Source organism: Ruegeria sp. BC1 (assembly GCF_056539305.1).
Map to the genome: position 1 here is coordinate 356,428 of NZ_JBQFUT010000001.1, position 25,698 is coordinate 382,125.

25 protein-coding genes and 3 tRNA genes are annotated in these 25,698 nt (G+C 55.2%); 15 read left to right on the plus strand and 13 right to left on the minus strand.

Annotation, left to right across the window (positions count from 1 at the left end; all coding sequences use genetic code 11):
* Both ACR0IY_RS01715 and cobA read right to left on the minus strand, forming a co-directional pair.
* Positions 1–315 (minus strand): DUF2849 domain-containing protein, encoded by a 315-nt coding sequence (locus ACR0IY_RS01715; protein WP_480670099.1) that lies wholly within the window; start codon positions 313–315, stop codon positions 1–3.
* Positions 315–1,091, minus strand: coding sequence for a uroporphyrinogen-III C-methyltransferase (gene cobA / locus ACR0IY_RS01720; RefSeq protein ID WP_480670100.1), 777 nt, complete (start codon positions 1,089–1,091; stop codon positions 315–317). The genes ACR0IY_RS01715 and cobA overlap by 1 nt, the downstream gene beginning before the upstream one ends.
* Positions 1,092–1,233: 142 nt before the next feature.
* On the opposite strand from cobA, the gene ACR0IY_RS01725 reads away from it, so the two are divergent.
* Positions 1,234–1,713, plus strand: coding sequence for an Lrp/AsnC family transcriptional regulator (locus ACR0IY_RS01725; protein WP_480670102.1), 480 nt, complete (start codon positions 1,234–1,236; stop codon positions 1,711–1,713).
* 5 nt (positions 1,714–1,718) lie between these two features.
* Here the strand turns inward: ACR0IY_RS01725 and ACR0IY_RS01730 are convergent, their stop codons facing one another.
* Positions 1,719–2,891: a cytochrome P450 gene (locus ACR0IY_RS01730; RefSeq protein ID WP_480670104.1), complete on the minus strand. Its 1,173-nt coding sequence runs from the start codon at positions 2,889–2,891 to the stop codon at positions 1,719–1,721.
* 47 nt (positions 2,892–2,938) lie between these two features.
* Between ACR0IY_RS01730 and ACR0IY_RS01735 the strand changes: the two genes are divergently transcribed.
* The 7 genes from ACR0IY_RS01735 (at position 2,939) to ACR0IY_RS01765 (ending at position 10,441) form a co-directional block, all read left to right on the plus strand.
* Positions 2,939–4,672 (plus strand): sensor histidine kinase, encoded by a 1,734-nt coding sequence (locus ACR0IY_RS01735; protein ID WP_480670106.1) that lies wholly within the window; start codon positions 2,939–2,941, stop codon positions 4,670–4,672.
* Entirely contained in the window at positions 4,669–5,898 is a 1,230-nt protein-coding gene (locus ACR0IY_RS01740) for a sigma-54-dependent transcriptional regulator (protein WP_480670108.1), read from the plus strand. Before ACR0IY_RS01735 ends, ACR0IY_RS01740 begins: the two co-directional genes overlap by 4 nt.
* A 376-nt stretch (positions 5,899–6,274) precedes the next feature.
* Positions 6,275–7,276 carry a DctP family TRAP transporter solute-binding subunit gene (locus tag ACR0IY_RS01745; protein WP_480670110.1) on the plus strand — a complete coding sequence of 334 codons (1,002 nt, stop codon included), beginning with the start codon at positions 6,275–6,277 and terminating at the stop codon, positions 7,274–7,276.
* A 114-nt stretch (positions 7,277–7,390) separates the two neighbouring features.
* A complete protein-coding gene (locus tag ACR0IY_RS01750; RefSeq protein WP_480670112.1) occupies positions 7,391–8,068 on the plus strand; it encodes a TRAP transporter small permease in 678 nt (225 codons plus the stop codon).
* Positions 8,068–9,444, plus strand: coding sequence for a TRAP transporter large permease (locus tag ACR0IY_RS01755; RefSeq protein ID WP_480670113.1), 1,377 nt, complete (start codon positions 8,068–8,070; stop codon positions 9,442–9,444). Before ACR0IY_RS01750 ends, ACR0IY_RS01755 begins: the two co-directional genes overlap by 1 nt.
* 162 nt (positions 9,445–9,606) lie before the next feature.
* Positions 9,607–9,918: a DMT family transporter gene (locus ACR0IY_RS01760; RefSeq protein WP_480670115.1), complete on the plus strand. Its 312-nt coding sequence runs from the start codon at positions 9,607–9,609 to the stop codon at positions 9,916–9,918.
* Positions 9,919–9,994: 76 nt separating this feature from the next.
* On the plus strand, positions 9,995–10,441 hold the full coding sequence (locus tag ACR0IY_RS01765) for a nucleoside deaminase (RefSeq protein WP_480670117.1): 447 nt from the start codon (positions 9,995–9,997) through the stop codon (positions 10,439–10,441).
* Between the two features lie 11 nt (positions 10,442–10,452).
* Here the strand turns inward: ACR0IY_RS01765 and tpiA are convergent, their stop codons facing one another.
* Entirely contained in the window at positions 10,453–11,202 is a 750-nt protein-coding gene (gene tpiA / locus ACR0IY_RS01770; RefSeq protein WP_480670120.1) for a triose-phosphate isomerase, read from the minus strand.
* A 123-nt stretch (positions 11,203–11,325) separates the two neighbouring features.
* Positions 11,326–11,691: a HesB/IscA family protein gene (locus tag ACR0IY_RS01775; protein ID WP_480670122.1), complete on the minus strand. Its 366-nt coding sequence runs from the start codon at positions 11,689–11,691 to the stop codon at positions 11,326–11,328.
* A gap of 180 nt (positions 11,692–11,871) precedes the next feature.
* On the opposite strand from ACR0IY_RS01775, the gene ACR0IY_RS01780 reads away from it, so the two are divergent.
* Entirely contained in the window at positions 11,872–12,204 is a 333-nt protein-coding gene (locus tag ACR0IY_RS01780) for a hypothetical protein (RefSeq protein ID WP_480670124.1), read from the plus strand.
* 239 nt (positions 12,205–12,443) lie between these two features.
* On the opposite strand, the gene ACR0IY_RS01785 is transcribed toward ACR0IY_RS01780, so the two are convergent.
* The 3 genes from ACR0IY_RS01785 to ACR0IY_RS01795 all read right to left on the minus strand — a co-directional run bounded on the left by ACR0IY_RS01785 (position 12,444) and on the right by ACR0IY_RS01795 (position 14,071).
* Positions 12,444–12,806 (minus strand): SUF system Fe-S cluster assembly protein, encoded by a 363-nt coding sequence (locus ACR0IY_RS01785; protein WP_480670126.1) that lies wholly within the window; start codon positions 12,804–12,806, stop codon positions 12,444–12,446.
* Between the two features lie 96 nt (positions 12,807–12,902).
* Positions 12,903–13,181 carry an NfeD family protein gene (locus ACR0IY_RS01790; protein ID WP_480670128.1) on the minus strand — a complete coding sequence of 93 codons (279 nt, stop codon included), beginning with the start codon at positions 13,179–13,181 and terminating at the stop codon, positions 12,903–12,905.
* The gene (locus tag ACR0IY_RS01795; RefSeq protein ID WP_480670130.1) at positions 13,181–14,071 is read right to left on the minus strand and encodes an SPFH domain-containing protein; all 891 of its coding nucleotides are present in this window, start codon (positions 14,069–14,071) and stop codon (positions 13,181–13,183) included. The genes ACR0IY_RS01790 and ACR0IY_RS01795 overlap by 1 nt, the downstream gene beginning before the upstream one ends.
* 175 nt (positions 14,072–14,246) lie before the next feature.
* Here ACR0IY_RS01795 and ACR0IY_RS01800 point away from each other — a divergent pair, with 175 nt between their 5' ends.
* The 3 genes from ACR0IY_RS01800 (at position 14,247) to lon (ending at position 18,975) form a co-directional block, all read left to right on the plus strand.
* Positions 14,247–15,158 carry a nucleoside hydrolase gene (locus ACR0IY_RS01800; RefSeq protein WP_480670132.1) on the plus strand — a complete coding sequence of 304 codons (912 nt, stop codon included), beginning with the start codon at positions 14,247–14,249 and terminating at the stop codon, positions 15,156–15,158.
* A 64-nt stretch (positions 15,159–15,222) separates the two neighbouring features.
* Positions 15,223–16,353 (plus strand): tRNA guanosine(34) transglycosylase Tgt, encoded by a 1,131-nt coding sequence (gene tgt / locus ACR0IY_RS01805; protein WP_480670134.1) that lies wholly within the window; start codon positions 15,223–15,225, stop codon positions 16,351–16,353.
* Between the two features lie 213 nt (positions 16,354–16,566).
* Positions 16,567–18,975, plus strand: coding sequence for an endopeptidase La (gene lon, locus ACR0IY_RS01810; protein ID WP_480670136.1), 2,409 nt, complete (start codon positions 16,567–16,569; stop codon positions 18,973–18,975).
* Positions 18,976–19,081: 106 nt separating this feature from the next.
* Here lon and ACR0IY_RS01815 read toward each other — a convergent pair.
* Positions 19,082–19,156 (minus strand) — tRNA-Val (locus ACR0IY_RS01815).
* Positions 19,157–19,284: 128 nt separating this feature from the next.
* On the minus strand, positions 19,285–20,013 hold the full coding sequence (locus tag ACR0IY_RS01820) for a porin (protein WP_480670138.1): 729 nt from the start codon (positions 20,011–20,013) through the stop codon (positions 19,285–19,287).
* 337 nt (positions 20,014–20,350) lie between these two features.
* Here ACR0IY_RS01820 and ACR0IY_RS01825 point away from each other — a divergent pair.
* The 3 genes from ACR0IY_RS01825 (at position 20,351) to uvrA (ending at position 23,577) form a co-directional block, all read left to right on the plus strand.
* A tRNA-Asp gene (locus tag ACR0IY_RS01825) sits at positions 20,351–20,427 on the plus strand.
* Between the two features lie 52 nt (positions 20,428–20,479).
* Positions 20,480–20,556: transfer RNA gene (locus ACR0IY_RS01830), tRNA-Asp, on the plus strand.
* 162 nt (positions 20,557–20,718) lie between these two features.
* A complete protein-coding gene (uvrA, locus tag ACR0IY_RS01835; RefSeq protein ID WP_480670140.1) occupies positions 20,719–23,577 on the plus strand; it encodes an excinuclease ABC subunit UvrA in 2,859 nt (952 codons plus the stop codon).
* Positions 23,578–23,595: 18 nt separating this feature from the next.
* Here uvrA and ACR0IY_RS01840 read toward each other — a convergent pair whose 3' ends face one another.
* The 3 genes from ACR0IY_RS01840 to mmsB form a co-directional block, all read right to left on the minus strand.
* Positions 23,596–24,252, minus strand: coding sequence for a site-2 protease family protein (locus ACR0IY_RS01840; RefSeq protein ID WP_480670142.1), 657 nt, complete (start codon positions 24,250–24,252; stop codon positions 23,596–23,598).
* Between the two features lie 142 nt (positions 24,253–24,394).
* The gene (locus ACR0IY_RS01845; RefSeq protein WP_480670144.1) at positions 24,395–24,727 is read right to left on the minus strand and encodes a hypothetical protein; all 333 of its coding nucleotides are present in this window, start codon (positions 24,725–24,727) and stop codon (positions 24,395–24,397) included.
* Between the two features lie 97 nt (positions 24,728–24,824).
* The gene (gene mmsB / locus ACR0IY_RS01850; protein WP_480670146.1) at positions 24,825–25,697 is read right to left on the minus strand and encodes a 3-hydroxyisobutyrate dehydrogenase; all 873 of its coding nucleotides are present in this window, start codon (positions 25,695–25,697) and stop codon (positions 24,825–24,827) included.
* Position 25,698 lies beyond the last annotated feature (1 nt).

Genomic DNA, 25,698 nt, shown 5'->3' on the forward strand with positions numbered 1-25,698 from the left:
TTAGGCCCGGGGCTGCGTTACTGTTTCCTGCTTGCCATGGGCATAGTTTGAGGGTCCGGTGCGGCGGAACTCCTCGCGGAAATGGGTGGGCTCGGGGCCTTTGGTACCTGCGACGGCATCAGCTAAGTAGGCTCCGACGATCTTGTTTGCCTGACGGGTGGCATCCAGCAGACGAACCTGTGCGTGGGCTTCATCCGTGATCAATTCGGCTTCGGACAGCTCACGCGACCAGCGGTCGTCTTCGGTCTGGTAAATAACGTCGCCTTCCAACAGATCGTTGGCGGTGACCACTTTAGGGGTAAAAGCGCGGGCCATCAGGCGTGCTCCTTCTTGAATTCGGTCAGGGCCTGGGTCGCTTGGCGCGGGGCGAGGCCGTAAAAGGTCAGGGTGGGGCCGTCCATGTCGGCGGCGCTCAGGTCGGTGGGCAGTTGATCCAGTGTGGTGGCCAAAACGCGCTGATCGGCGCGCGAGGCGTTTTCCACCAGCGTCACTGGCGTAGCACGGTCAGCACCGTGCATGATGAGGCGGCCCTGAATGAAACGGGCGGATTTCTTGCCCATGTAAATTGCCGCGACAGAACCGGGGCGTGCCAGCGCAGCCCAGTCATGATCAGCGAACCCCTTCATGTCGTGTCCGGTTAGAATGCGGACCGACGAGTTGCGACCGCGCCGTGTAAGACTTTGCCCGATTCCTGCGACTGCGGCAGACGCTGCGGTGATGCCGGGAACGATTTGCCAAGTGATACCTGCGGCCTCGATTGCTTCGATCTCTTCATCCAGACGGCCGAACACGGTTGGGTCGCCGGACTTCAGGCGTACGACATGCTGTCCTTTCAGGGCATGCTCGACCAAAAGGGCGTCGATGTCTTCCTGTTTCCACGACGGTCCGAACCCGGCCTTGCCAACATCGACCAGAACGGCTGTCTTGCCGGCCAGCTCCAGAACCTCGGCGCTGATAAGGAGGTCATGCAACACGACATCAGCACGCTCAAAGGCATTAAGCGCCTTGAGTGTCAGCAATTCTGGATCGCCCGGACCCGCGCCGACAAAGTCGACGTGCCCTGTGCCATCATATGAACGCGTAAGCTGCATGTTCCGTCTCAGGTTGGTTTGACTTGACCTGCAATATAGGAAATATTCCCGGTATTGCGCTATATGGGCGCATAAATAAGAACAAACGTTCCATCAATGCCTCGATCTGGGACGCGAGTTTCGAAACGAAGGGAAAATTGGAATGTCGGTGCGGATTGATGACACGGATCGGAAAATTCTGGTCGAGCTACAGCGAGACGCCAGCCAATCTTTGGATGAAATAGCCGCCCGTGTCGGCAGTTCCAAGACCCCAGTTTGGAATCGAATCCGCAAGCTGAAAGGGGCCGGAGTGATCGGTCAGCAGACCGTTTTGTTGGATGCCGAAGCGTTGGGGTTTGAGGCGACGTTTTTTGTGCTGATTCGTACCTCGGAACACGAGGCAGACTGGCAGCGAAAGTTCCTTAAGGCGCTGCGGGATCGCCCCGAAGTGCAAGAGGCGCATCGGCTGGCAGGGGACATCGATTATATCCTCAAAGTGCGGGTCAAAAATGCTCGGGCTTATGACGTTTTTTATCAGACGCTGATCTCGGAAGTACGTGTCCACAACGTAACGGCTTTGCTGTCCATGGAAGAGATCAAGTCGACAACCATGCTGCCGCTAAACGCACTGATTGAAACCTGAAATATTCAGACCCGGACCATCAGCCGGGTCAGCCCGTGGAAGTGATAAGAGTTCGAGTATTCCGGTTCGGCGCTCAGGCGCAGGTTCGGGCATCTGTCGAACAGCGCGGTCAAACCAATCCGCATCTCGAGCCGCGCCAGCGGAGCACCGACGCAGAAATGAAGTCCTCCGCCAAAGCTGGTGTTGGTGACGATCGGGCGCGTTGGATCGAAAATGTCGGGGTTGCTCCAGACAGACGGGTCCCGGTTCGCAGCCCCCAACAGCAAAGCGACTTCATCGCCACGCTTGAATCTATGGCCGAACACCTCAACATCCTCATAAGCATAGCGGGTGAACATATGCAGAGGCGGGTCGTAGCGCAGGATTTCTTCGACCAGTCCGTTCGGTTCATAAGCCCGCGGATCCAGACCAAGTTCCAGAATTGTTTTCACCCCATTGCCCAGCGAATGAACAGTAGCCTCGTGTCCGGCGTTCAGCAGTAAAATGCAGGTCGCCACCAGTTCATCGCGTGAGAGTTTTTCGCCGTCTTCTTCGGCCGCGATCAGGCGCGTGATCAGATCGTCTTTCGGGTCAAAGCGGCGCTGGTCGACATACTCGCTTAGAAAGGCAGTGAAGTCCCGTGCGGCAATCGCGGCCTTGTCTTCAGTTTGACGCGTGCGACCAGCCTGATACATCGCCACCATCGCGTGCGACCATTTCAACAGATCGGGCGACATATCTTCGGGAACTCCCAACAAGCGACAGATCGTTATCACTGGTACCTGCGTACAAAATGCATCCAGCAGGTCAAAGGGCGCGTCAGGAAAACGGTCGATCAGAGAGTGACAGAGGGCAAGAATAGACGGCTCAAGCGCAGTAATCGCGCGTGACGTAAAGGCTCGCATGACCAAAACACGCAGCCGTGTGTGTCGGGGTGGTTCTGCTTCCAGCAGAGAGTGCGCCTCGACTTTCAGCCAAGGCGCAAGATGCGCGGGGCCAGGGCGTTGAAGTTCAGTGGGAATTTCGCGGCCAAAGCGACGGTCTTTTAACAGGGTCTGAACAGCCTTGTGCGACACGGCTGCGACTTTCTTGTAGTCGTCCCAATAGACAAGGTCACCTTGCGCGCGGGCCTTGTCGTAGAAAGGATAGGGATTTTGAACAAAACCCAGTTCAACCGGCGATTGGAATACCGTCTTCATGCGGCGCAGACTTGCCATGCAGCGCGCTGAATGCAAGACCCTATGATATGCAAAGGGTTTGGGTAATCTTGGGTTTTCTGATTGCCGTCGGGATGTTGTCCGCCGGAGTCTGGTCGTATGGCTATCGTCAGGCACTTTCACAATTGAATGAAAAGGCCGAGGCGGATCTGGAACTGGCTGCGGACCGATTGAGCACACAGCTACAGGTTTATCAGGAACTAGCCGTTCTGATGGCCGGACATCCCGATTTGCGGGATTTAAGCAATCCCGCAAATATCCACACAGCGCGGGCGCTTTTATTGGAAGTTGCGGACAAAACCGCCGCTGTTGATGTTCTTTATGCTGATACCGAAGGGCGGGTATTGGCCGCAGCACATGACGTTGTCGGCGGTAACGTCCAGGGGCAACCAGCCTTTGAACGCGCAATGCAGGGCGCATTGGGCAGCGCGCATGGCGTATTGCCGCGATTCGGGAATCGTATCTTCACCTATGCGGCACCGGATTTCGCGTCGGATGGCAGGGTCACGGGCGCGGTGGTGGTTATTGCTGACGTGGAAGATATTGAACAGACGTGGCGCGGCAGTACTGAGGCTGTCTTCTTTATTGACCGCACCGGCCTCGTGTTTATTTCAAACCGATCAGAATTGCTGTTCTGGCAACGCGACGGCGGTCAAAGGGGATTGGTTCCTCCGGGCGACCGAGAAGTAAGATTTGCAGAAGACATGATCGGACCGTACGAACTGTGGCACCTTGGCTGGGGGCCTTATTTGCCTCAGCGTGCGTTGCATCTAAGCCGGGATTTGCCTGTGATCGGAATGACAGGTGAGGTTGTGATGGATGCAGCCCCGGCACGGCGCCTTGCGGGCTTGCAGGCCGCGACCGTCGCCGCGCTCTGTCTGGCGTTTGGAGCATTGTTGTTTCTGGCGACCGAACGTCGGCGCACTTTGACCGAGGCCAATGCCGTGCTGGAAAGCCGCGTTGCACAAAGGACCCATGCGTTAACCGCGGCCAACTCCGCTTTGCGCCGCGAGGTGCACGAACGTCAGGAGGCCGAAACTGCGCTGAAACACGCGCAGGAAGAGCTGATACAGGCTGGCAAATTAAGTGCCCTTGGGCAGATGTCGGCAGGAATCAGTCATGAGCTGAACCAGCCCCTGATGGCAATTCAGCAATTTGCGGATAACGGGTCGGCATTTCTGTCGCGCGGGCGTGACGAAAAAGCCTCTGAAAACCTGACCCGGATTTCCCATATGGCGGCTCGGATGGCGCGGATCATCAAGAACTTGCGCGCCTTTGCCCGCAACGAAAGCGAGCCAATGGGTAAGGTTGATCTTGTGCAGGTGATCAATACCGCGGTGGAGTTGACCGAGGCCCGTTTGCGGGCCGATGCAGTTACGATGGAGTGGTTGCCTCCGGAAACTCCGGTTTTCGCATGGGGCGGTGAGGTGCGTCTTGTTCAGGTCTTTGTGAACCTCATTAACAATGCCGCAGATGCGATGAGCCAGCAGGACGACCGGCTTATTCGAATCGCCATCGAAGACGGTGCAAGACTGGCTGTGACTGTTCGGGACATCGGGCCGGGTATCGAGAACACCGAAAAGCTGTTTGAGCCATTTTATACGACCAAGGCGGTCGGGTCGTCTGAGGGCATGGGGTTAGGCCTTTCGATTTCCTATGGGCTGGTTCAGAGTTTCGGTGGGAATATTCGGGGCGCGAATGCGGATATGGGTGCGGTGTTTACCGTCGAACTTGAAAAATACCGGGAAGACGAGGTGGCATGACGCGTAAAGTTCTTCTGGTGGATGATGACGCCGCAGTGCGCGAGGCATTGGCGCAGACATTGGAGCTCGCAGATTACGAACCGATCACAGCGAGTTCGTTTGTTGTGGCCAAGGATCACATTCGGGCAGAATTCTCTGGTGTGATCGTTTCGGATATTCGAATGCCGGGTCGGGATGGATTTCACCTTTTGACATATGCCCGTGACGTGGACCCGGATCTACCTGTGATCCTTTTGACAGGCGAAGGCGACATTCCGATGGCGGTTCGGGCCATGGGGCAGGGGGCATTCGACTTTCTGGAAAAGCCATGCGCGGCATCTGATCTGCTTGAGGTTTTGAGCAAAGCCTTTGAGGCACGTGACCTGGTTCTGGAACAACGCGCGCTGAAACATGAGCTGGAACGAGGCGACCCTGCCGCGCGGTTGCTGTTCGGGCTGTCCTCGCAAGCCGAAGCGTTAAGAGAGCGAGTCCGCAATGTCGCCCCAACGGCAGCCGAGGTTCTGGTGACCGGGCCCGCGGGTAGTGGAATATCCAAAGTGGCCGAGGTTGTGCACCTGATGTCGCCGCAGGCACAGGGCCCATTTGTCAAAAGGCCGTCATCCGGCCTTACGCCCGACGCGCTGGTTCAGGTTTGTGAGGATGCTGCTGGCGGATCACTGTTCCTCGACGAAATCTCAGCGATGCCCGAGGCTACGCAATATGCCGCGCTGGAAATCGTCGAGCAGGGGGCGGGGGCACGCATTCTGGCCGGCACGACGGCTGATTTGGCGCTCATGTCGTCCAATGGTCGGTTCCTTGCTGACCTTTTTTATAGGCTGGATGTGATGCGCGTGCGCATACCGTCTTTGGCCGAGCGGCCCGAAGATATTCCTGTGATCTTCCGTCACTATGTCGCGCAGGCGGCCGAACAGGCCGGTATTGCAGAGCCCGAGGTTTCGTCCGAACATTTAGCGTCGCTGATGGCCAGTGACTGGCCGGGAAATGCAAGGTCTTTGATGTCGGCAGCAATGCGGTTTGTGCTTGGAATGCCGGAAGAGGTCGCACAGTCAACAGATCTGGGTTTGAGTGAACAAATGGCCCGCGTGGAACGATCTTTGTTGATTGCAGCCCTTGGCCGGCACAATGGGAAAGCATCTGACGCAGCAAAAGCACTGAAACTGCCGCGCAAGACATTTTATGACAAGTTAGCGCGCTATCAGATTCGCCCCGAAGATTATCGCCGCTGATCAAAGGCGCTCCGGCTGCCGAGTATGGCCGCATTTTTATACCGTCAAAGGCGTCGGGCCGGGCAGCCCGCTGGCGCGGGCTGTTGTTGGAATCAATCGGGCAATCGAGGGATTCGGCTGCTGTGATTCGATATGAGTGCGGAAATCCGCACAACTCGTGTCGCGCCTGTGCGGTTTTTCGCACAAGTGCCTTGGCTTACTAAATTACACTTCTGAAATACTTCTTCTAAGCACGTGGCTTTAAAGTATAAAATCATATTTCTTTGTCGTGAAAACTAAACGTTGAGACGAAATCATTGATTCGGTTCACTTCGCGGCATGCGGCGCTGATTTGGTGCCTAATTGAAGATTTAGGGAGTCTGGGAGGACGAAACCGATGAAATTTCTGACAACGGCAGCAACAGCAGTTGCGCTAACTGTTACCGCGACGGCTGGTATGGCAGCCTGCGACGACGGCGAGATCGTCGTGAAATTCGCGCATGTGACGAACACCGATAAACACCCCAAGGGGATCGCGGCATCTCTGCTTGAACAGCGAGTCAATGACGAGATGAACGGCGTGATGTGTATGGAAGTCTATCCAAACTCGACCCTCTACAATGATGACAAAGTGCTGGAGGCGATGTTGCAGGGCGATGTGCAATTGGCCGCACCCTCGCTGTCGAAGTTTGAAAAATTTACCAAGCAATTCCGTCTGTTCGACCTGCCATTCATGTTCAAGAACATTGACGCGGTGGATGCGTTCCAGGCCTCGGCAGACGGTCAGGCAATGAAAGACAGCATGCAGCGTCGCGGTCTGCAGGGGCTGGCGTTCTGGCACAATGGCATGAAACAGATGTCCGCTAACAAACCTCTGGAGGCCCCGTCTGATGCAGATGGTCTGAAGTTCCGCGTGCAGTCCTCGGATGTACTGGTGGCGCAGATGGAAGCCATTGGTGGCAGCCCGCAGAAAATGGCGTTCTCGGAAGTGTACGGCGCGCTTCAACAGGGCGTTGTGGACGGGCAGGAGAACACTTGGTCGAACATTTACGGCAAGAAGTTCTTTGAGGTGCAGGACGGCATTACCGAGACCAACCACGGGATCATCGACTATCTGGTTGTGACCTCGGTCGACTGGCTGGACAGCCTTGACCCGGAAGTCCGTGATCAGTTCATGACTATTCTGGACGAAGTGACGGCCACCCGAAACAAAGAAGCCTTTGCTGTAAACGAAGCGGCCAAAGCCTCGATCACCGATGCGGGTGGGATCATTCGTGAGCTTAACCCGGAACAGCGTCAGGCATGGGTTGATGCGATGAAGCCCGTTTGGGACCAGTTCGCCGGTGACGTGGGTCAGGACAAGATCGACGCCGCTCAGGCCATCAACGCCGGGTTCTAAACTCGGTTAAGGCCGCGCGTCATGGACTGGGGAGTTATCGACGCGCTGGCCGGGCGGGCCAACTAAAGGCCCGCCCGCTATCACCCTCTTCACAAAAATTGCGGGGACAGAGAGATGTCTGGTGCGAATTCCGGCCAAGGCGGGCTGGTCGACCATATAGAAGAAACCCTGATCGCATTGCTGCTGGGCCTCATGACGGCCGTAACCTTTGCCAATGTGATCGCGCGGTTCGTATTTAATTCCAATATCTTATGGGCGCTTGAGCTGACGGTGTTCACTTTCGGCTGGCTGGTGCTTCTGGGCGCGTCGTATGCGGTCAAAAAACATGCGCATCTGGGCGTTGATGCGATCCTGAACATGTTGGCACCGGCACCGCGTCGGGTATTGGCGCTGATCGCTGTGGGATGCTGTCTGGTGTTCTCGCTGCTGATGCTAAAGGGCGCATATGACTATTGGGCGGTGTTCGCGGATCTTCCGCCCACTTCGGGGCGCTGGTTCCCGACTGGGTTCAATTTCGATGCGCGCAGTCAAAGTTTTTACGAAGTTGACGATATCCCCATGGTTGCGCCACTGCGGTTTCTGGAAGAGATGATCAACTACGGTGAATCTTACGAAAAGCTGCCGAAGGTTGTTCCGTACTTCGTTCTTCCCCTTTCGATGCTGCTGTTGGTGATCCGTTTTGCCCAGGTCGCCGTGCAAATCTGGCGTGGAGAGACAGACCGTATTGTCGCCAGCCATGAGGTTGAAGACGAAATTGAGGAAGTGCGCGCTCAGCAGGGAGGGCATGACTGATGGACGTAGTACTTCTATTCTCGATGGTCATCGGCCTGCTGCTGATTGGTGTACCGATTGCGGTGGCCTTGGGCCTCAGCTCAACCCTGTTCCTGCTGATCTATTCAGACAGTTCACTGGCCTCGGTCGCAGGTACGCTGTTTGAGGCGTTCGAGGGCCATTTTACCCTGTTGGCCATCCCGTTCTTCATTCTGGCCTCGTCCTTCATGACGACGGGGGGCGTGGCGCGGCGGATCATCCGGTTCTCGATTGCATGCGTGGGGCACCTGCCGGGCGGTCTGGCAATTGCGGGTGTGTTTGCCTGTATGCTGTTTGCCGCCTTGTCAGGATCGTCGCCAGCGACCGTGGTGGCCATCGGGTCGATTGTCATCGCCGGGATGCGGCAGGTGGGCTATTCCAAGGAATTTGCCGCTGGCGTGATCTGTAACGCCGGTACGCTAGGTATCTTGATCCCGCCGTCGATCGTGATGGTTGTGTATGCCGCAGCCGTTGAGGTTTCGGTCGGTCGCATGTTCCTGGCTGGCGTCATTCCGGGCCTTCTGGCCGGCTTGATGCTGATGGTGACGATCTATGTCATGGCCAAGGTAAAGAACCTGCCAAAGGGTGAATGGAAGGGCTGGGGAGAGGTTTTTGTCTCGGCGCGCGAAGCCGGTTGGGGTCTGTTCCTAATCGTAATCATTCTGGGCGGCATCTACGGTGGTATCTTCACCCCGACTGAGGCGGCCGCGGTCGCTGCCGTATACGCGTTCTTCATCGCCAGTTTTGTCTACAAGGACATGGGGCCGCTCAGTACGGAAGACGGAGCGCGTAATCTATCGCTGCTGAAAAAGCCTTATGCGCTGGTTACCGCGTTCTTTCATCCGGACACCAAGCACACGCTATTCGAGGCTGGCAAGCTGACCGTTACCCTGCTGTTTGTGATCGCCAACGCACTGATCCTGAAGCATGTTCTGACCGACGAACAGGTGCCGCAAAGCATTGCCGAGGCGATGCTGTCAGCCGGTCTCGGTCCGGTGACCTTCCTGATCGTGGTCAACGTGATCCTGCTGATCGGAGGGCAGTTCATGGAGCCCTCAGGCCTGTTGGTCATCGTCGCGCCATTGGTGTTTCCGATCGCCATCGAACTGGGCATTGATCCGATCCATCTGGGTATCATCATGGTGGTGAATATGGAGATCGGGATGATCACCCCTCCGGTCGGTCTGAACCTGTTTGTGACCTCGGGCGTGGCGGGCATGCCGATGATGGGTGTGGTCAAGGCGGCTCTGCCGTTCCTGGCTGTGCTGTTCGTCTTCCTGATAATGGTGACTTATATCCCCTGGATTTCGACCTTCTTGCCCAACACCTTCATGGGCCCCGAGATCGTGACCCATTGACCATTATCACAGAGCAATGTGGTCGGGCGGCGTCCTCCGCCCGGCCTTTTTTTCAAGATCACTTGTATTACGCCCAGAGATTGCTACTTGAGATTCAGAGGACGACCTCGCCATATTGGTTCTGCATTCGGGACGACCCGAACTGGCATGAGGTACTATTAAATGTCCTGGATTTTCCTTTTACTCGCAGGGCTGCTTGAAATTGTGTGGGCGGTTGCCATGAAGCAGTCTGCGGGCTTCACGCGGCTCTGGCCGACGGCCATCATGGGCGTTTCAATGATAGGATCGTTCGGATTTCTGGCGATGGCGATGCGCACGTTGCCGTTGGGCACAGCCTACGTTATCTGGACCGGCATCGGCGCTGTCGGAGCATTTCTGGTCGGGATCATGTTTCTTGGAGAGGCGGTGAACCCCCTTCGAATTGTGGCTGCCGTTCTGATCGTTTCCGGCTTGATTGCGATGAAAGTGGCGTGAATTGGGGCCTGGCGTTGACGCCTTTTGGCGTCTTCGGCAGTCTAACCTAATATGAAACGAAGCAAAGGTTCAGGGCATGATGACCGACACCGATACCCGTCTGCTGCGCGTTGCTTACAAAGAGGCGAAAGCGGGATTTGACGAAGGGGGATGCCCGATTGGCTCTGTCTTGGCCCGTGAGGGCGAGGTGGTGGCGCAGGGTCGTAATCAGCGTGTGCAAAAGGGTGATCCGATTGCCCATGGAGAGATGGACGCCCTGCGCAAGGCGGGACGTCAAAAAACCTATCGCGACACGGTGCTGTATACTTCGCTGTCGCCATGTATGATGTGCGCCGGGACAATCGTGCAGTTCGGTATTCCGCGTGTGGTGATTGGTGACACCCAAAATTTCGGCGGGAACGAGGATTTTCTGCGGAGTCGTGGAGTCGAGGTCATCCTTGCGGAAGACCCCGATTGCATCGCGTTGATGAAGCGGTTCATCAAGGAAAAGCCCGATCTTTGGGCCGAAGATATCGCCGAATGACGAAACCCGGATTAGGCGCGTTCCAGCGCTTCGATAATGCCCGAAAAATCCGCGGCCTTTAGGCTGGCGCCGCCGACCAGTGCACCATCGACATTCGAAACACCAAAGATTTCCGTGGCGTTCGAGGGTTTGACCGAGCCGCCATAAAGCAGACGTACCGAACGGCCTACACCTTCGCCAAAACGACGTTCCAACCGTGCGCGGATAAAGTCGTGAACTTCTCCTATTTCGTCCAGAGTTGGCACTTTGCCGGTGCCGATGGCCCAGATCGGTTCGTACGCTACTACCAGGTTCTCACCGGTTGACTGATCCGGGATCGAGCCCGACAGCTGCCCGCCGATTATATCAAGCGTGTTGGCTGCCTCGCGTTGTTCCAAGCTTTCACCAACGCAGATGATTGCTTTTAACCCGGCATCCATTGCTGCGCGGGCCTTGGCACGCACGTCTTCGTTTTGCTCGCCGTGATCCTCGCGGCGTTCGGAATGACCCAGAATGACGGCATTGGCACCTGCGTCGATCAGCATTTCCGCACTGATATCGCCGGTATGTGCACCAGAACCCGCAGCATGGCAGTCTTGACCACCAACGGAAATGCCACTGTCACCAACGGTATCCGCTGCGCGGTGCAGCAAGGTTGCAGGAGGGCAAATCAATATGTCGATTGCCGGAGAGGGGAATGCGCGAGTCAGAACCTCTAGTTCACTCAGTGCCGCTGAGGTTCCGTTCATCTTCCAGTTGCCAGCCGCCAGCTTGCGCCGCATATCCCGATCTCCTTGAAAATTCATAGTTCTTGGGATCGGATAACACCACCGGCCCGAACTGACAATTCCGGTTGCAAAATGGAGTGGCAATACAGCGCGTTCAGCTGGTTCACAGAACGCTTATCAAGTTTGCGAGGTTAGTCCTTCGTCGAATTTGATCGACTCGCCACACCCGCAGGCATCTACGACATTCGGATTGCGGAATTTGAACCCGGCCTCCAAAAGAGAGACTTCATAGTCGATTTCGGTGCCAAACAGGAACATCTGCGCCATTGGCGCGATCATGATCCGTGCGCCGTCCTGCTCAACCACTTCGTCGTTCGTGTCAGGCTCATCAACATAGTCCATGGTGTATTCCATACCGGCACAGCCGCCTTTCTTGACACCAATGCGCAGGCCAGCATGGCCGCCTTTATCCATCAGGCGGGCAATCTGCTCTGCAGCTTTAGGCGTCATGGTCACGGCTTGTTTGCCGGGAATACCGAACATAATGATCTCCGTCGTCGCGCAATAATCTCAATTTAGTGCTCAGTGCGCATGGGCTCAAGACATAGCAGCCATGCTTACCTAACTTTTCATCGCCCAAAGTATTGACGCTTGCCTTTTGAACCAAGGTGACTTTTGCTGAGTATACTCGAATTCATTAGACTTGATATAGGGTGAGGCAGAATGGCAAATCGACAATTTACGTTTAAGGGCAATATTTTAATTCCGGTACTTGTAGTGTTTTCCTTAACCGCGAACGTAGCTTCGGCGCAGACCGAACTGAAGCGGCATCCAATAAACTGTGCCACAGCTGAAGGTGACCTCAGGGCAATTGCCGCAGAAAAGAAACACACCCAGGATCAGCAAGTGGAAAGCATAATCTCGATAACTCCGGCAGGTGCGTTGCTTGGATTGGCAACGGGGACCGAGAAAAAGAGATTGTCTATGTTATCAGGCGATTACGTGAAAGCGCTGGACGACAGGGCGGCGGAAATCAAGTCTACTTGTGGCATCTAGTAACTTGCCGCTTGATCGAATCTGAAAGAAAGAGACCGCTCTCGGGCAAGAACGGTCTCTTATTCGAGTCATCTGACCGGGCCAAGTTGGGGGACGGCAGGGTTGCCCGGCGAGTGCTGCACAGTGAATGCGACATCTGCGCGAGCTCGCCGGAATAATTGCCAGTCTGTGTGACGCTTTTTGAACAAGCGAATGACAGATAAATAAATGTTTTATGACAAAGGCTTGCGCAAGTCGGCTTACATAAAGCCAAGTTCCAGGCGCGCTTCGTCCGACATCATCTCCATACCCCAGGGCGGTTCCCATGTCAGCTCGACGTCGACGTCTTTGACGCCAGCCACCGGTTCGATCGCTTCGACAATCCAGCCAGGCATGTCACCAGCGACAGGGCAACCGGGTGCTGTAAGCGTCATGATGACCTTCACTGAATTTTCCTGAGTGATATCGATCGTATAGATCAGGCCCAGATCATAGATATTCACTGGAATTTCAGGGTCATAGACCGTGCGGCAGGCTTCCACCACAGCGTCGTACAGGGGGTGCTCAATGGTCGACGGCGCAATTAGCGGTGTGCCTTCGAACTGTTCACTCGGATGAGTCATTCGTGCCTCGGGTCTGTTTCCTGAGCAATTATATAGGATATGCCTCTGGCAGCGTCCAGAGGTGCATTGACGCCCCCTGAGGGGCGCCAAGCAAGGTCATTCGTTGATATCATGGTTGAAGGTTTTCACCTGACCGTGGGGCAAGGCAAACATCCGCCTCAGAACCAACCAAGCCACCAGTGACAGAACCGCAAAAATCAACAGAAGGATCGGCAGCGAAGGTGTCACTCCGGGGATGGCCAGCAGGATACCAGTGATAGCTACCCCGATCGCGAAGCCCAGAAAGATAAAACCGGGTAGAAGGATTTCGAGGATACCAAGGGCCAGAGCCGCAGCCAGCCAGATCCACCAGGTCAGCCAGAAGGGGTCGGCCATTACTTTCCTCCTTTCAGCATCTTGAAGGCATCTCCAAATGCTTCCAATGCGTTGGCAGGTACAACGATGGTTTGCGAACCATTGCCATTACCCAGGGCATTCAGTGACTCGACCTGCTTCAGAGCAACCTGATATTGCGCCGCCTCGATGCCATTGTCTTGAATGGCTTTTGCGACCACGCCTGTTGCATAAGCTTCAGCTTCGGCCTGAATGCGGCGGGCCTTTGCATTCTGCTCTGCAGCATAAAGCTCGGCATCGGCGTTCAATTCGACCGCGCGTTTCTGGCCCTCGGCTTCGGTAACCTGTGCACGGCGGGCACGTTCGGCGTTCAGCTGTTGCAGCATCGCATCACGGGTGGCCTGATCCAGATTCACGTCGAGGATCTCGGCGCGGGTTACTTCGATCCCCCAGTCATCTACGGCGGTTTCGACGCTTTCCTGAATGCGCGTGATCAGTTGAGCACGGTTGGACTGGACTTCGTCCAGATCCATTTTACCGATTTCGGCCCGAACGATCCCGGCTACTGTTGTCGCGATTGCACCGTCGACGTCACGGATACGATACACGGTCTTTTCCGGTTCCAGAATGCGGTAAAAGACCGAGGTGTCGATCTGCACAAGAACGTTGTCTTTAGTGATCGCATCCTGTGTCGCATTAGGCAGTTGGCGCTCCAGAATGGATATCTTGTGCCGCGCAACGTCAAGAAAAGGAACAATAAAGTTGATTCCTGGGCCAAGCACCGAGTGCAGGCGCCCGAACCGTTCGACCACGTATTTTTCGGATTGCGGGACAATTTTTATGCCCTTGAAGATGACGACGACGACCAAAACCGCCGCCAGCAGGTAAATGATATTTGACGTCAACAATCCAATAATCTGGTCTTCGGTCATATCTGTCCTCTTTTATTGTGTACAGTAGTATACATTTGGGGGTTGAGTCGCCCGATTTCAACTCTGGTATGGAGAGATTGACCGAGGTTTCCTATCTCTGAACCGGACGGAATGGGTCAGAATTTTCAGATTGTGACCGCTTTGCATCCCGGTGCGTTTACGGTATCGGGCAGGGATGAAGCTAATAATTGACACCGATCCCGGCATCGACGACGCCATGGCGATCGCTTATGCGGTCGCTGCGCCTGAAATTGACCTGATTGGTCTGACCACAGTATTTGGCAATACTCATGTGCACCAATCCAGTCGTAACGCACGATTTTTGCTAGATAAACTTGGGGTCAATGCACCAGTGGCCGAAGGTGCTGCATTCCCGCTGGGTCAATCTCGTCATGATCCTTCGGAGCATGTGCATGGCCCCGAAGGATTTGGCGACATAACGGACGTTCCTCAAATCGGATCGAACCATTCCTTGCCTGCGGCAGAGTTCCTGGTTGAGATGGCGCGCCAGCACAAAGGTGAACTCGTTGTCTGTGCGGTTGGCCCTTTGACAAATATCGCTGCGGCGATGCGATTGGACAGTGGATTTTCACAAAATATCAATCGCTTGGTAATCATGGGTGGAGCGGTTTATTGCCCTGGAAACATCACTGAATATGCCGAGGCCAATATTTATCATGATGCGCTGGCTGCGGACGAGGTCTTCGCTGCTCCGCCTGACACCGTTTTGGTGGGGCTGGATGTGACACTGAAAACCCTTTACGAAACAGCGGATTTTGAGGCGCTGGCCGAGCGTTCCCCGAATATGGGATCGTTTTTGCGCGATATCTCAAAGTTCTACCTAAAATTTTATAAAGAGGTCGGAGGTCTCGAAGGCTGTGGTTTGCACGATTCTACGGCCGTCATTGCCTGCACTCACGAACCCATGTTTGAAATGGTTGAAACCGGCTTGCACGTCGTTGTCGATGGGCCGGAAATGGGTGCGACGCGCCCGGTCCAATCACGACCGTCGGTCCGGGTTTGCCAGGACGTAGATGGGGCTGGGGTTGTCGATCTGTTCACCAGCCGTGTTTCTTCGCTGCCCTGACGACTTGCAATGATTGTACAGATCGGGCAAGTGCTGCCCGGTTCAGCGACCCTGAGGCACCCTTATGACCGAGCGTTTTTCTTTTGACCTGAAAGCTACCGATGGCAAAGCCCGAACCGGTGTAATCCATACACCTCGTGGAGAAGTGCGCACACCGGCTTTCATGCCGGTGGGAACAGCGGCAACAGTCAAGGCAATGATGCCGGAAAGTGTACGTGCAACCGGGGCCGATATCCTGTTGGGCAACACCTATCATCTGATGCTGCGCCCCACGGCCGAGCGGATCGACCGACTGGGCGGTTTGCATAAGTTCATGAACTGGGACCGACCTATCCTGACGGACTCGGGTGGTTTTCAGGTCATGTCGCTGGCTGGGTTGCGGAAGCTGACTGAGAAGGGCGTGACCTTCAAATCTCATATAGATGGGTCCAGGCACGAGCTGACACCCGAACGGTCAATGGAAATTCAGCGACTGCTGGGGTCTGATATCGTCATGTGTTTTGACGAATGCCCCGCCTTGCCTGCGGATCGGGATCGTATTGTCGAGTCGATGCGTCTGTCGATGCGTTGGGCCGAACGCTCTCGCGAGGCCTTTGGGGATCGGCCGGGTCATGCTCTTTTTGGCATTATGCAGGGTGGGCTGGAACAGGACCTGCGCGCAGAAAGTGCTGAGGCCCTCAAAAAGATCGGGTTTGAAGGCTACGCCATTGGTGGGTTGGCCGTGGGTGAGGGGCAGGAGGCGATGTTTGACTGTCTGGAATACGCGCCAGATTTTCTGCCCACTGACAAACCTCGCTACCTCATGGGGGTCGGAAAGCCGGATGACATCGTAGGCGCTGTCGCGCGTGGCATAGATATGATGGACTGCGTTCTCCCCTCGCGTTCCGGGCGCACAGGGCAAGTGTTTACCCGTCATGGAGTTGTGAACATCAAAAACGCCCGCCACGCCGACGACCCTCGTCCGTTAGACGAGCATTGTACCTGTCCGGCTTGTACCAACTATTCCCGCGCTTACTTGCACCACGTGTTCCGCTCCAATGAGATGATATCGGGCATGCTGCTGACCTGGCACAACCTGCATTATTTCCAGGAAATCATGCAGGGTATGCGTGAGGCGATTGCGGCAGGAACTTTTGCTGAATGGCAGACAGAGTTCCATGCAAAGCGAGCACAGGGTGACATTGTACCGATATAAGCGGATTCAGTTAATCTCTTTTTGTAAAATCGGTGGATATATCGGCGCGATACCTTGCAGTCCGTAAAGCCTCGGGTCATTCTGATCGTGACAAATGGCAGTGAGGTTGAAAAGGGGCGGTTGTTGCCCCACCTTTATTGTCCAAGAACGGAGACGGCAGAGCGTTGCCTCGATGAGGGACCAGAGCCGTCTTGCCAACGATAAGGATTGAGCATGCAAGAGCCCCTTAATTCCTCTTACCCGGTACTTCCGCTGCGCGATATCGTGGTGTTTCCACATATGATCGTGCCGCTGTTCGTTGGACGGGATAAATCCGTCCGTGCGCTTGAGGAAGTGATGCAGGACGACAAGCAGATTCTGCTGTCCAGCCAGATTGACCCGGGCGATGATGACCCGAATGTGGATGGCATCTATCGATCGGGCGTATTGGCCAATGTTCTGCAACTGCTGAAACTGCCGGACGGCACCGTAAAAGTGCTGGTCGAAGGACAGGCGCGTGTGCAGATCACAGAATTTCTTGAAAACGAAGAGTTTTTTGAGGCCCGCGCTGAATATCTGACTGAAATTCCGGGCGACGTAACCACGACCGAAGCGCTGCTGCGCACCGTCGCGGATGAGTTCGAGCGCTATGCCAAAGTGCGCAAGAATATCCCCGAAGAAGCGTTGACCGCAGTTGGTGAAACCACCGAGCCTGCCAAGCTGGCGGATCTTGTGTCGGGTCATCTGGGCATTGAGGTCGAGCAAAAGCAGGAACTGCTGGAAACCCTCAGCGTCAGCGAGCGGCTTGAGAAGGTCTATGGCCTGATGCAGGGCGAGATGTCGGTTCTGCAGGTCGAGAAAAAGATCAAGACCCGCGTTAAATCCCAGATGGAGAAGACGCAGCGCGAGTACTATCTGAATGAGCAGATGAAGGCCATTCAGAAGGAACTGGGCGATGGTGAGGACGGCAGCAACGAAGTTGCCGAGCTGGAAGCCAAGATCAACGAGACCAAGTTGTCGAAAGAGGCCCGCGAAAAGGCCGAGGGCGAGCTGAAAAAGCTACGCAACATGAGCCCGATGTCGGCTGAGGCCACCGTCGTGCGCAATTACCTCGACTGGATTCTGGCTTTGCCGTGGGGCACCAAATCCCGCGTCAAAAAGGATCTTGGTCGCGCGCAGGACATTTTGGATGCCGATCACTATGGCCTTGAGAAAGTCAAGGAGCGGATCGTTGAGTATCTGGCGGTTCAGCAGCGTTCGAAAAAGCTGAAAGGCCCGATCCTCTGCCTTGTTGGCCCTCCGGGTGTGGGTAAGACATCGCTTGGTAAGTCGGTTGCCAAAGCAACGGGACGCGAGTTCATTCGCATCTCGCTGGGTGGCGTGCGCGACGAATCCGAGATTCGCGGCCACCGTCGAACTTATATCGGCTCGATGCCCGGCAAGATCATCCAAGCGCTGAAAAAAGCGAAAACCACGAACCCGCTTATCCTGCTCGATGAAATCGACAAGATGGGGCAGGATTTCCGTGGCGATCCGGCTTCTGCAATGCTTGAAGTGTTGGACCCGGAACAAAACAGCACGTTCATGGACCACTATCTTGAGGTCGAATATGACCTGTCCAACGTGATGTTCCTGACCACGTCCAACAGCTATAACATGCCTGGGCCTCTGCTGGACCGGATGGAGATCATTCCGCTGGCCGGTTACACCGAAGAGGAAAAGAGCGAGATCGCCAAGCAGCATTTGATCGGCAAACAAGTCAAGAATCACGGCCTGAAGGCTAAGGAATTCGAACTGACCGATGAGGCGCTTCAACAGATGATCCGCACCTATACCCGTGAAGCGGGTGTGCGGAACCTCGAACGTGAGATCGCCAAGGTGGCGCGGAAGTCGCTGACCAAGATCATCAAGAAGCAGGCTGATTCCGTCACGGTGACGCCCGACAATCTCGATGAATTCCTGGGCGTGCCAAAATTCCGTTATGGTCTGGCTGAGCAGGACGATCAGGTCGGTGTTGTCACCGGTCTGGCTTGGACGTCGGTTGGCGGTGATCTGCTGCATATCGAGGCGCTGAAACTGCCCGGTAAAGGCCGGATGAAGACCACGGGTAAGCTGGGCGATGTGATGAAGGAATCCATCGACGCGGCCTCATCTTATGTGCGGTCGATTTCTCCCCAGATCGGGGTGAAGCCGCCAAAGTTCGACACGCTGGACATCCACGTTCACGTGCCGGATGGGGCTACACCCAAGGACGGTCCAAGTGCTGGTCTGGCGATGGTAACGTCGATCGTGTCTGTGCTGACCAGTATCCCAGTACGCAAGGACATCGCGATGACGGGGGAAGTTTCGCTGCGCGGTAATGCAATGCCCATCGGTGGATTGAAAGAGAAACTGCTGGCGGCTTTGCGCGGTGGAATCAAAACTGTCCTGATCCCGGAAGAAAACGAAAAGGACCTGGCAGAGATTCCTGATAACGTAAAGGAAGGGTTGGAAATCATCCCGGTCACGCACGTGTCGGAAGTTCTGAAACACGCTTTGGTGCGTGAGCCCGAACCGATTGAATGGGATGAGGCGGCCGAGGAAGCAGCTGCTGCTGCGGCCAAGCCTGCCGAAAGTGCAGGGCCTTCTGCTACTGCACACTAAGTCAAAAATCCAAAAGGCGGGTCAGAGAGGCCCGCCTTTTTCGGTTCTGCCAGACTGCAATTTTAACGACAGGCTACGCGTCGACATGATTACAATTGTGGGAAAGTGGTGGGTGATAAGAGATTTGAACTCCTGACATCTTCGATGTGAACGAAGCGCTCTACCACTGAGCTAATCACCCGTGAGGACGCGTATTACAGAGAGTCCCTAAACTGTGCAAGAGCTCCGCCAGCAGTTTATTTCGGTCGAAAACGAAGGTTTGCGCAATTCGTAAAAGGGTAGCCCCGGGCCAAGACCCGGGGCCATAGATTACAGGCCAGGCAGTTTGTCGACCACGCCACGACGGCCAAAAGTGGTGCCGCGTTTGTTTCCAAGGTTCATCCGCACACCGACACCGATATAGGCTTCGTTTGTGCTGCCGGAAACGATGGGTGACGAAATATGCGCAAAGCCGACATTTCCGTACAGGATAGCGTTGTCTTGCACATAGTAGTCTGCACCGACCGTGAATAGGCTGTAGTCCAGAAGACCATAGAAGTTGTCGATCAAGTCATAGCTAGCAGTGAATTCCCACTGGTCTTCCACCTTTGTCGACACGGCGATACCAAAAAGCGTTCCGTCGATATCAGAAAAATCGACGACTTGTTGACGTCCAAGATATGCTTCGACTTCAGCCGGTCCGGCGTCGAAACCAGCTTCGATACCATAAAATTCAAGGTCGGGGCCATCAACATAGTCACGCCCGTAGTAGGCGCCAAAGGATGCGTTGCTGCTGGTGTGCAAGTTGGTATGCAGTGTCCAGCTGTTTGCGTTTTCGCCTGCGTCCTGAAAGCGGTACCCGCCAAGATCAAGTTGTGTGCTGAATGACCGCGAAAAAGCCAGTTCACCAGATCCGTTCAGGTTGAAGACATCTCCAAAGTCGCTGTCTGTAAATGTCGAATATCCCAAATCCAGATAACCGCCGGTAACTTCTACCGCATGCGCAAGGTTAGCTGATGCAGTTACTGCTATAGCACTGCAAATAAACAAATTCTTCACGATTCTGCTCCGTAATTTCTTTCGTTGCTGAAGGTTCTTGCTGAGACCTTTTTGCGAGTGCAGCACTAGCTCCCGAGATTAGGAAAGTGTATCGGCACAACGCAAAATTGCGGTGCTGTTGCGTAGGAAACACATTCATAGGTTGCAGCGGTTCTGCCGAACTTCAAGCGAGTTAGAAAAACAAGGGTGATGGCAAATTCTCGATGTTTCTGGTGCGAGGTTTTCCAAGCGTGTGGCCGGAAAATTCGCGATTTTGGAAAAAACTTCAAAACGCCGCTTGACGATGTCGGGGCGTGGCCATAATACACCCCAACGTTCAGCAACGAACGGGCAGCGGGCGGTTGTAGCTCAGTTGGTTAGAGTACCGGCCTGTCACGCCGGGGGTCGCGGGTTCGAGCCCCGTCAACCGCGCCATCGCTGCCAGCCTTGGATCCGGGTAAATGGATCAGACATAGACCCTAAATGCGCGGTTGTAGCTCAGTTGGTTAGAGTACCGGCCTGTCACGCCGGGGGTCGCGGGTTCGAGCCCCGTCAACCGCGCCATTTTCCTGAATGCCGATGTAATCAAAACTCCCGAACAGGGCGGGCATTGATGTCAGGAGTTGTCGGCATTAATCCATCAGTTCACACTTTGTTCTAACTTTTTTGTTGGAGACTCAGTGCAGCTCGCCTATTTCTAGGACACTTGTGTGTTGGGGGCCGAATATGGCTGAGCTGAAGAATATCGAGGTGCGCGGCGCGCGCGAACATAACCTCAAGAATATCGACGTTGATATCCCACGGGATCAGCTGGTGGTGATCACCGGCTTGTCGGGGTCGGGCAAGTCGTCTCTGGCGTTTGACACGATCTATGCTGAAGGTCAGCGCCGTTACGTCGAAAGCCTGTCTGCCTACGCGCGCCAGTTCCTTGATATGATGGAAAAGCCGGATGTGGACCACATCAGCGGTTTGTCCCCGGCGATTTCGATCGAGCAGAAGACGACGTCCAAGAACCCGCGGTCGACCGTCGGCACTGTAACCGAGATATACGACTATCTGCGTCTTTTGTTTGCGCGCGCGGGTACACCCTTCAGCCCAGCTACTGGCCAGCCTATCGAAGCGCAGCAGGTGCAGGACATGGTCGACCGGATCATGGTGATGGAGGAAGGGACACGCGGCTACCTTCTGGCACCCATCGTCCGGGACCGTAAGGGGGAATACAAAAAGGAATTCCTTGAGCTGCGTAAACAGGGGTTTCAACGCGTTAAAGTAGATGGCGAGTTTTTTGAGCTCGACGAACCGCCCACATTGGACAAGAAATTCCGCCATGACATCGACGTGGTTGTTGACCGCCTGGTGGTGCGTGAGGGGATGGAAACGCGACTGGCAGACAGTCTTCGCACGGCGCTTGATCTGGCGGACGGCATTGCCATCCTTGAAACTGCCCCACGCGAAGGGGATCCAGAGCGCATCACGTTTAGTGAGAATTTTGCATGTCCGGTCAGTGGCTTTACGATTCCCGAGATTGAACCACGGCTGTTTTCCTTCAACGCGCCCTTTGGGGCCTGTCCAGACTGTGACGGTCTGGGGGTTGAGCTGTTCTTTGATGAACGGCTTGTGGTGCCGGACCAGACTTTGAAGCTGTACGACGGAGCATTGGCCCCTTGGCGCAAAGGGAAATCCCCGTATTTTCTGCAAACTATCGAAGCGATTGCCCGGCATTACGAGTTTGATAAGAACACGCCGTGGAAAGATTTGCCTGCGAAGGTGCAGCAAGTGTTTTTGCGCGGGTCTGGCGACGAAGAAATCCAGTTCCGCTATGACGAGGGTGGTCGGGTCTATCAGGTCACCCGCAGCTTTGAGGGCGTGATTCCCAACATGGAGCGCCGCTATCGCGAAACCGACAGCGCCTGGATACGCGAAGAATTCGAGCGGTATCAGAACAACCGGCCGTGTGGCGCGTGTCACGGCTACCGCCTGCGGCCCGAAGCCTTGGCTGTCAAGATTGCTGGTCTGCATGTCGGGCAGGTGGTTCAGATGTCGATCAAAGAGGCTCTGGCCTGGGTCGAGGACGCTCCGAACCATTTGAGTGTTCAGAAGAACGAGATCGCCCGTGCCATACTCAAGGAAATTCGCGAACGTCTTGGGTTTCTGAATAACGTTGGTTTGGAATACCTTACGCTGTCTCGTTCAAGTGGAACCCTGTCCGGCGGTGAAAGTCAGCGCATTCGTCTGGCCAGTCAGATCGGCTCGGGACTAACCGGCGTTCTCTATGTTCTGGATGAACCTTCCATCGGTTTGCACCAGCGGGACAATGACCGTCTCTTGGGAACGCTGAAGAATCTGCGGGATCAAGGCAATACGGTGATTGTAGTCGAGCACGATGAAGAAGCCATTCGCGAGGCCGACTACGTGTTTGATATTGGCCCGGGGGCTGGTGTTCATGGCGGCCAAGTAGTCAGTAAGGGAACACCGGATCAGATCGCTTCTGATGCTGCGTCAATGACGGGGCAATATCTGTCTGGCACGCGAGAAATTCCGGTGCCGGTGGAACGGCGCAAGGGGAACAAGAAAAAGGTTTCAGTAGTAAAAGCGACCGGGAATAACCTTAAAAATGTCACAGCACATTTCCCTTTGGGCAAATTTGTCTGTGTCACCGGCGTGTCTGGTGGCGGCAAGTCGACCCTGACGATTGAGACTTTGTTCAAGACGGCCTCAATGCGGTTGAACGGTGCACGACAAACTCCTGCACCGTGTGAGACAATCAAAGGGCTGGAGCACCTGGACAAGGTCATCGACATTGACCAGCGCCCCATCGGACGGACACCGCGTTCGAACCCGGCCACATACACCGGGGCCTTCACTCCGATCCGCGACTGGTTTGCGGGTCTGCCTGAAGCCAAGGCACGTGGTTACAAGCCAGGCCGCTTCAGTTTCAATGTCAAAGGGGGCCGGTGCGAAGCTTGTCAGGGCGACGGTGTCATCAAGATCGAGATGCACTTTTTGCCCGACGTCTATGTGACCTGCGAAACCTGCAAGGGCGCGCGCTACAATCGCGAGACGCTTGAAATAAAATTCAAGGGCAAGTCCATCGCAGATGTGCTTGATATGACAGTGGAAGACGCGCAGGAGTTCTTTAAGGCCGTCCCTTCAATCCGGGATAAGATGGATGCGCTCGCGCGCGTTGGCTTGGGCTATATCAAGGTCGGTCAGCAGGCGACGACACTGTCGGGCGGTGAAGCTCAGCGGGTCAAACTGTCAAAGGAACTGTCCAAACGTTCGACTGGGCGCACTCTGTACATTCTGGATGAGCCGACAACGGGCCTTCATTTTGAAGATGTCCGTAAGTTATTGGAAGTGCTTCACGAATTGGTTGATCAGGGTAACACGGTAATCGTGATTGAACACAATCTAGATGTTGTGAAAACTGCGGACCACATCATTGATATCGGCCCCGAAGGCGGCGACGGTGGTGGTGAAATCGTGGCGACCGGAACACCCGAGGATGTTGCCGCGGTCGAGTGTAGCCACACCGGCAGGTACCTGAAACAGATGTTGAACCCGGAACGTGTAGCGGCAGAGTAATTTCTTACTCAGATTGGCTTAGTAATGGGCGTATCTGAGCATGTGCCAATGGCGCAGCAGCGGCGGAAAGAACAGAAACACAAAGCCAAATGTGAAATAAGCGAAAATCATCAGTGGGATCCAAAGCAGTACGCCGATCAAACCGACAAACCCGGTGATGCGTGTGGCAGTTTCACCGGATACTATCCGGTTCAGTCCCGCGTGCAGCAGACGCCCTCCGTCCAGGGGCATCAGCGGCAGCAGATTGAAGATTGCCAGCCATAGGTTCAATTGGGCGGTCACCGCCAGAACCCAGCCAAGCTCGGGCGAGGCGACCATTGGTTCCAGCAATGAAAACACCGCCCACAGGGTCAGGTTGACGATCGGGCCCATCGCCACGATCAATTCATCCTCATAGGATGAGGTTGACCGGCGATGTTCACAAAACCCTCCTCCGCCATAAAGGACCACTCGGTTGACCGGCACGCCCTGAACAAGACAGCCCCAGGCGTGACCCAATTCGTGTAGAAGGATCGAGGATAGAAGGATTGCAACAAAACCCAGCGTATAGGGCAGGCTGGCGGGGTCAAAATTCAGTCCGACAATGAGCAATACCAGAAAAGTCAGGCTTTGATTAAACTGTACGGGTACGCCCCACGGGCCACGGAATTGAAAAATCGCGTTGTCGTTATTCATTAGCAATCCTCACAACAATGAGGATTGTCATGACGCTAAATTGCGTCAAAAGTTAGGAGATAACCTCAGGGTTGGGACAGCGTGTGCATATTCTGCCGCGCGGCATCAGATTTAACGCACAAAACGCATCAGGTTGTGGGGGTCAGTTCAGAATGTCCGCTACCGCACCGATCAGGTTCAGGACTTTGCGTGTATCGGGGTCCACGCGGTATACATAATCCCCGGCGCGGATATAGCTGTCACCGCGACGCAGCCCATAGCGATAAGGATCGTTAATCCAGCGATAGTCGCGATTGATGTAATCACCTGTGTTGTAAAATTTTTTGACCTGCCCGGGCGGCACACAGGGCACGGCTTTTTTCGCAAGTCCAGGCGGGCAGTGACCGCCTTTGCCTTTACCATTTCCCGCCATAACAGCACCGGAACTAAGCGCAAGCGTCAGAATTGCTGTAGAAATAGCCAGAGTGCGCGACATCATATTTCCTCTCGCATGAGCGCTCGTTCAGTACATAAATGGCCGTAGGTAAACGGGTGGTCAACCCTATGGGCAAGAAGCTGCCCACGGGGTTCGATTAACCGCGTCCGCGCTTTTCGAACCGAGGTAGCATGGCGGAAAAATCCTTGCCCAGCCCGCCTTCGGCCTCGACAAACTGCTCATACAGCGCGGTGGCGGCTTGTCCCATGGGGGTGTCGGCATCCGAGCTTTCAGCGGCCTGTTGACTGAGGCGAAGATCCTTCAACATCAGTTCGGCGGCAAACCCGGGTTGATAGTCATTGTCGGCCGGACTTTCAGGGCCAACGCCGGGGGCAGGGCAGTAGGCATTCATCGTCCAGCTATAACCAGACGAAGTGCTGACGACATCAAACATTTTTTGACGATCCAGCCCAAGTTTGTCGGCCAGGGCGAACGCCTCGCAAGTTGCGATCATGGTCACGCCCAGGATCATGTTGTTGCATATCTTGGCGGCCTGACCCGAGCCGGACTCACCGCAATGCACCGCTTTTTGACCCATGACATCGAAAAGCGGAGCCGCCTTGGCAAATGCATTATCACTGCCGCCTGCCATGAAGGTGAGGGTGCCTGCTGTCGCCCCACCAACGCCGCCGGATACGGGGGCATCGACGGTTTGGATACCCGCTTTAGCCGCCTGATCAGCTACAGCGCGGGCGCTGTCCACATCGACGGTTGAACAATCAATCCACACCGTACCGGTCTGCATGGCCGGGATAATCTCATCTGCGACCGCCCGCAGAATCTGGCCGTTCGGTAACATGGTAATTACGATTTCGGCGGTTGCAGCTGCGTCTTCCCCGGATTCGGCCATGACGACACCCGCAACATTGACGTCGGCCATGTCAAATCCCGTCACCGCATGCCCGGCCTTAGCCAAATTGGCCGCCATTGGATTGCCCATATTGCCAAGGCCGATAAACCCGATTTTCATT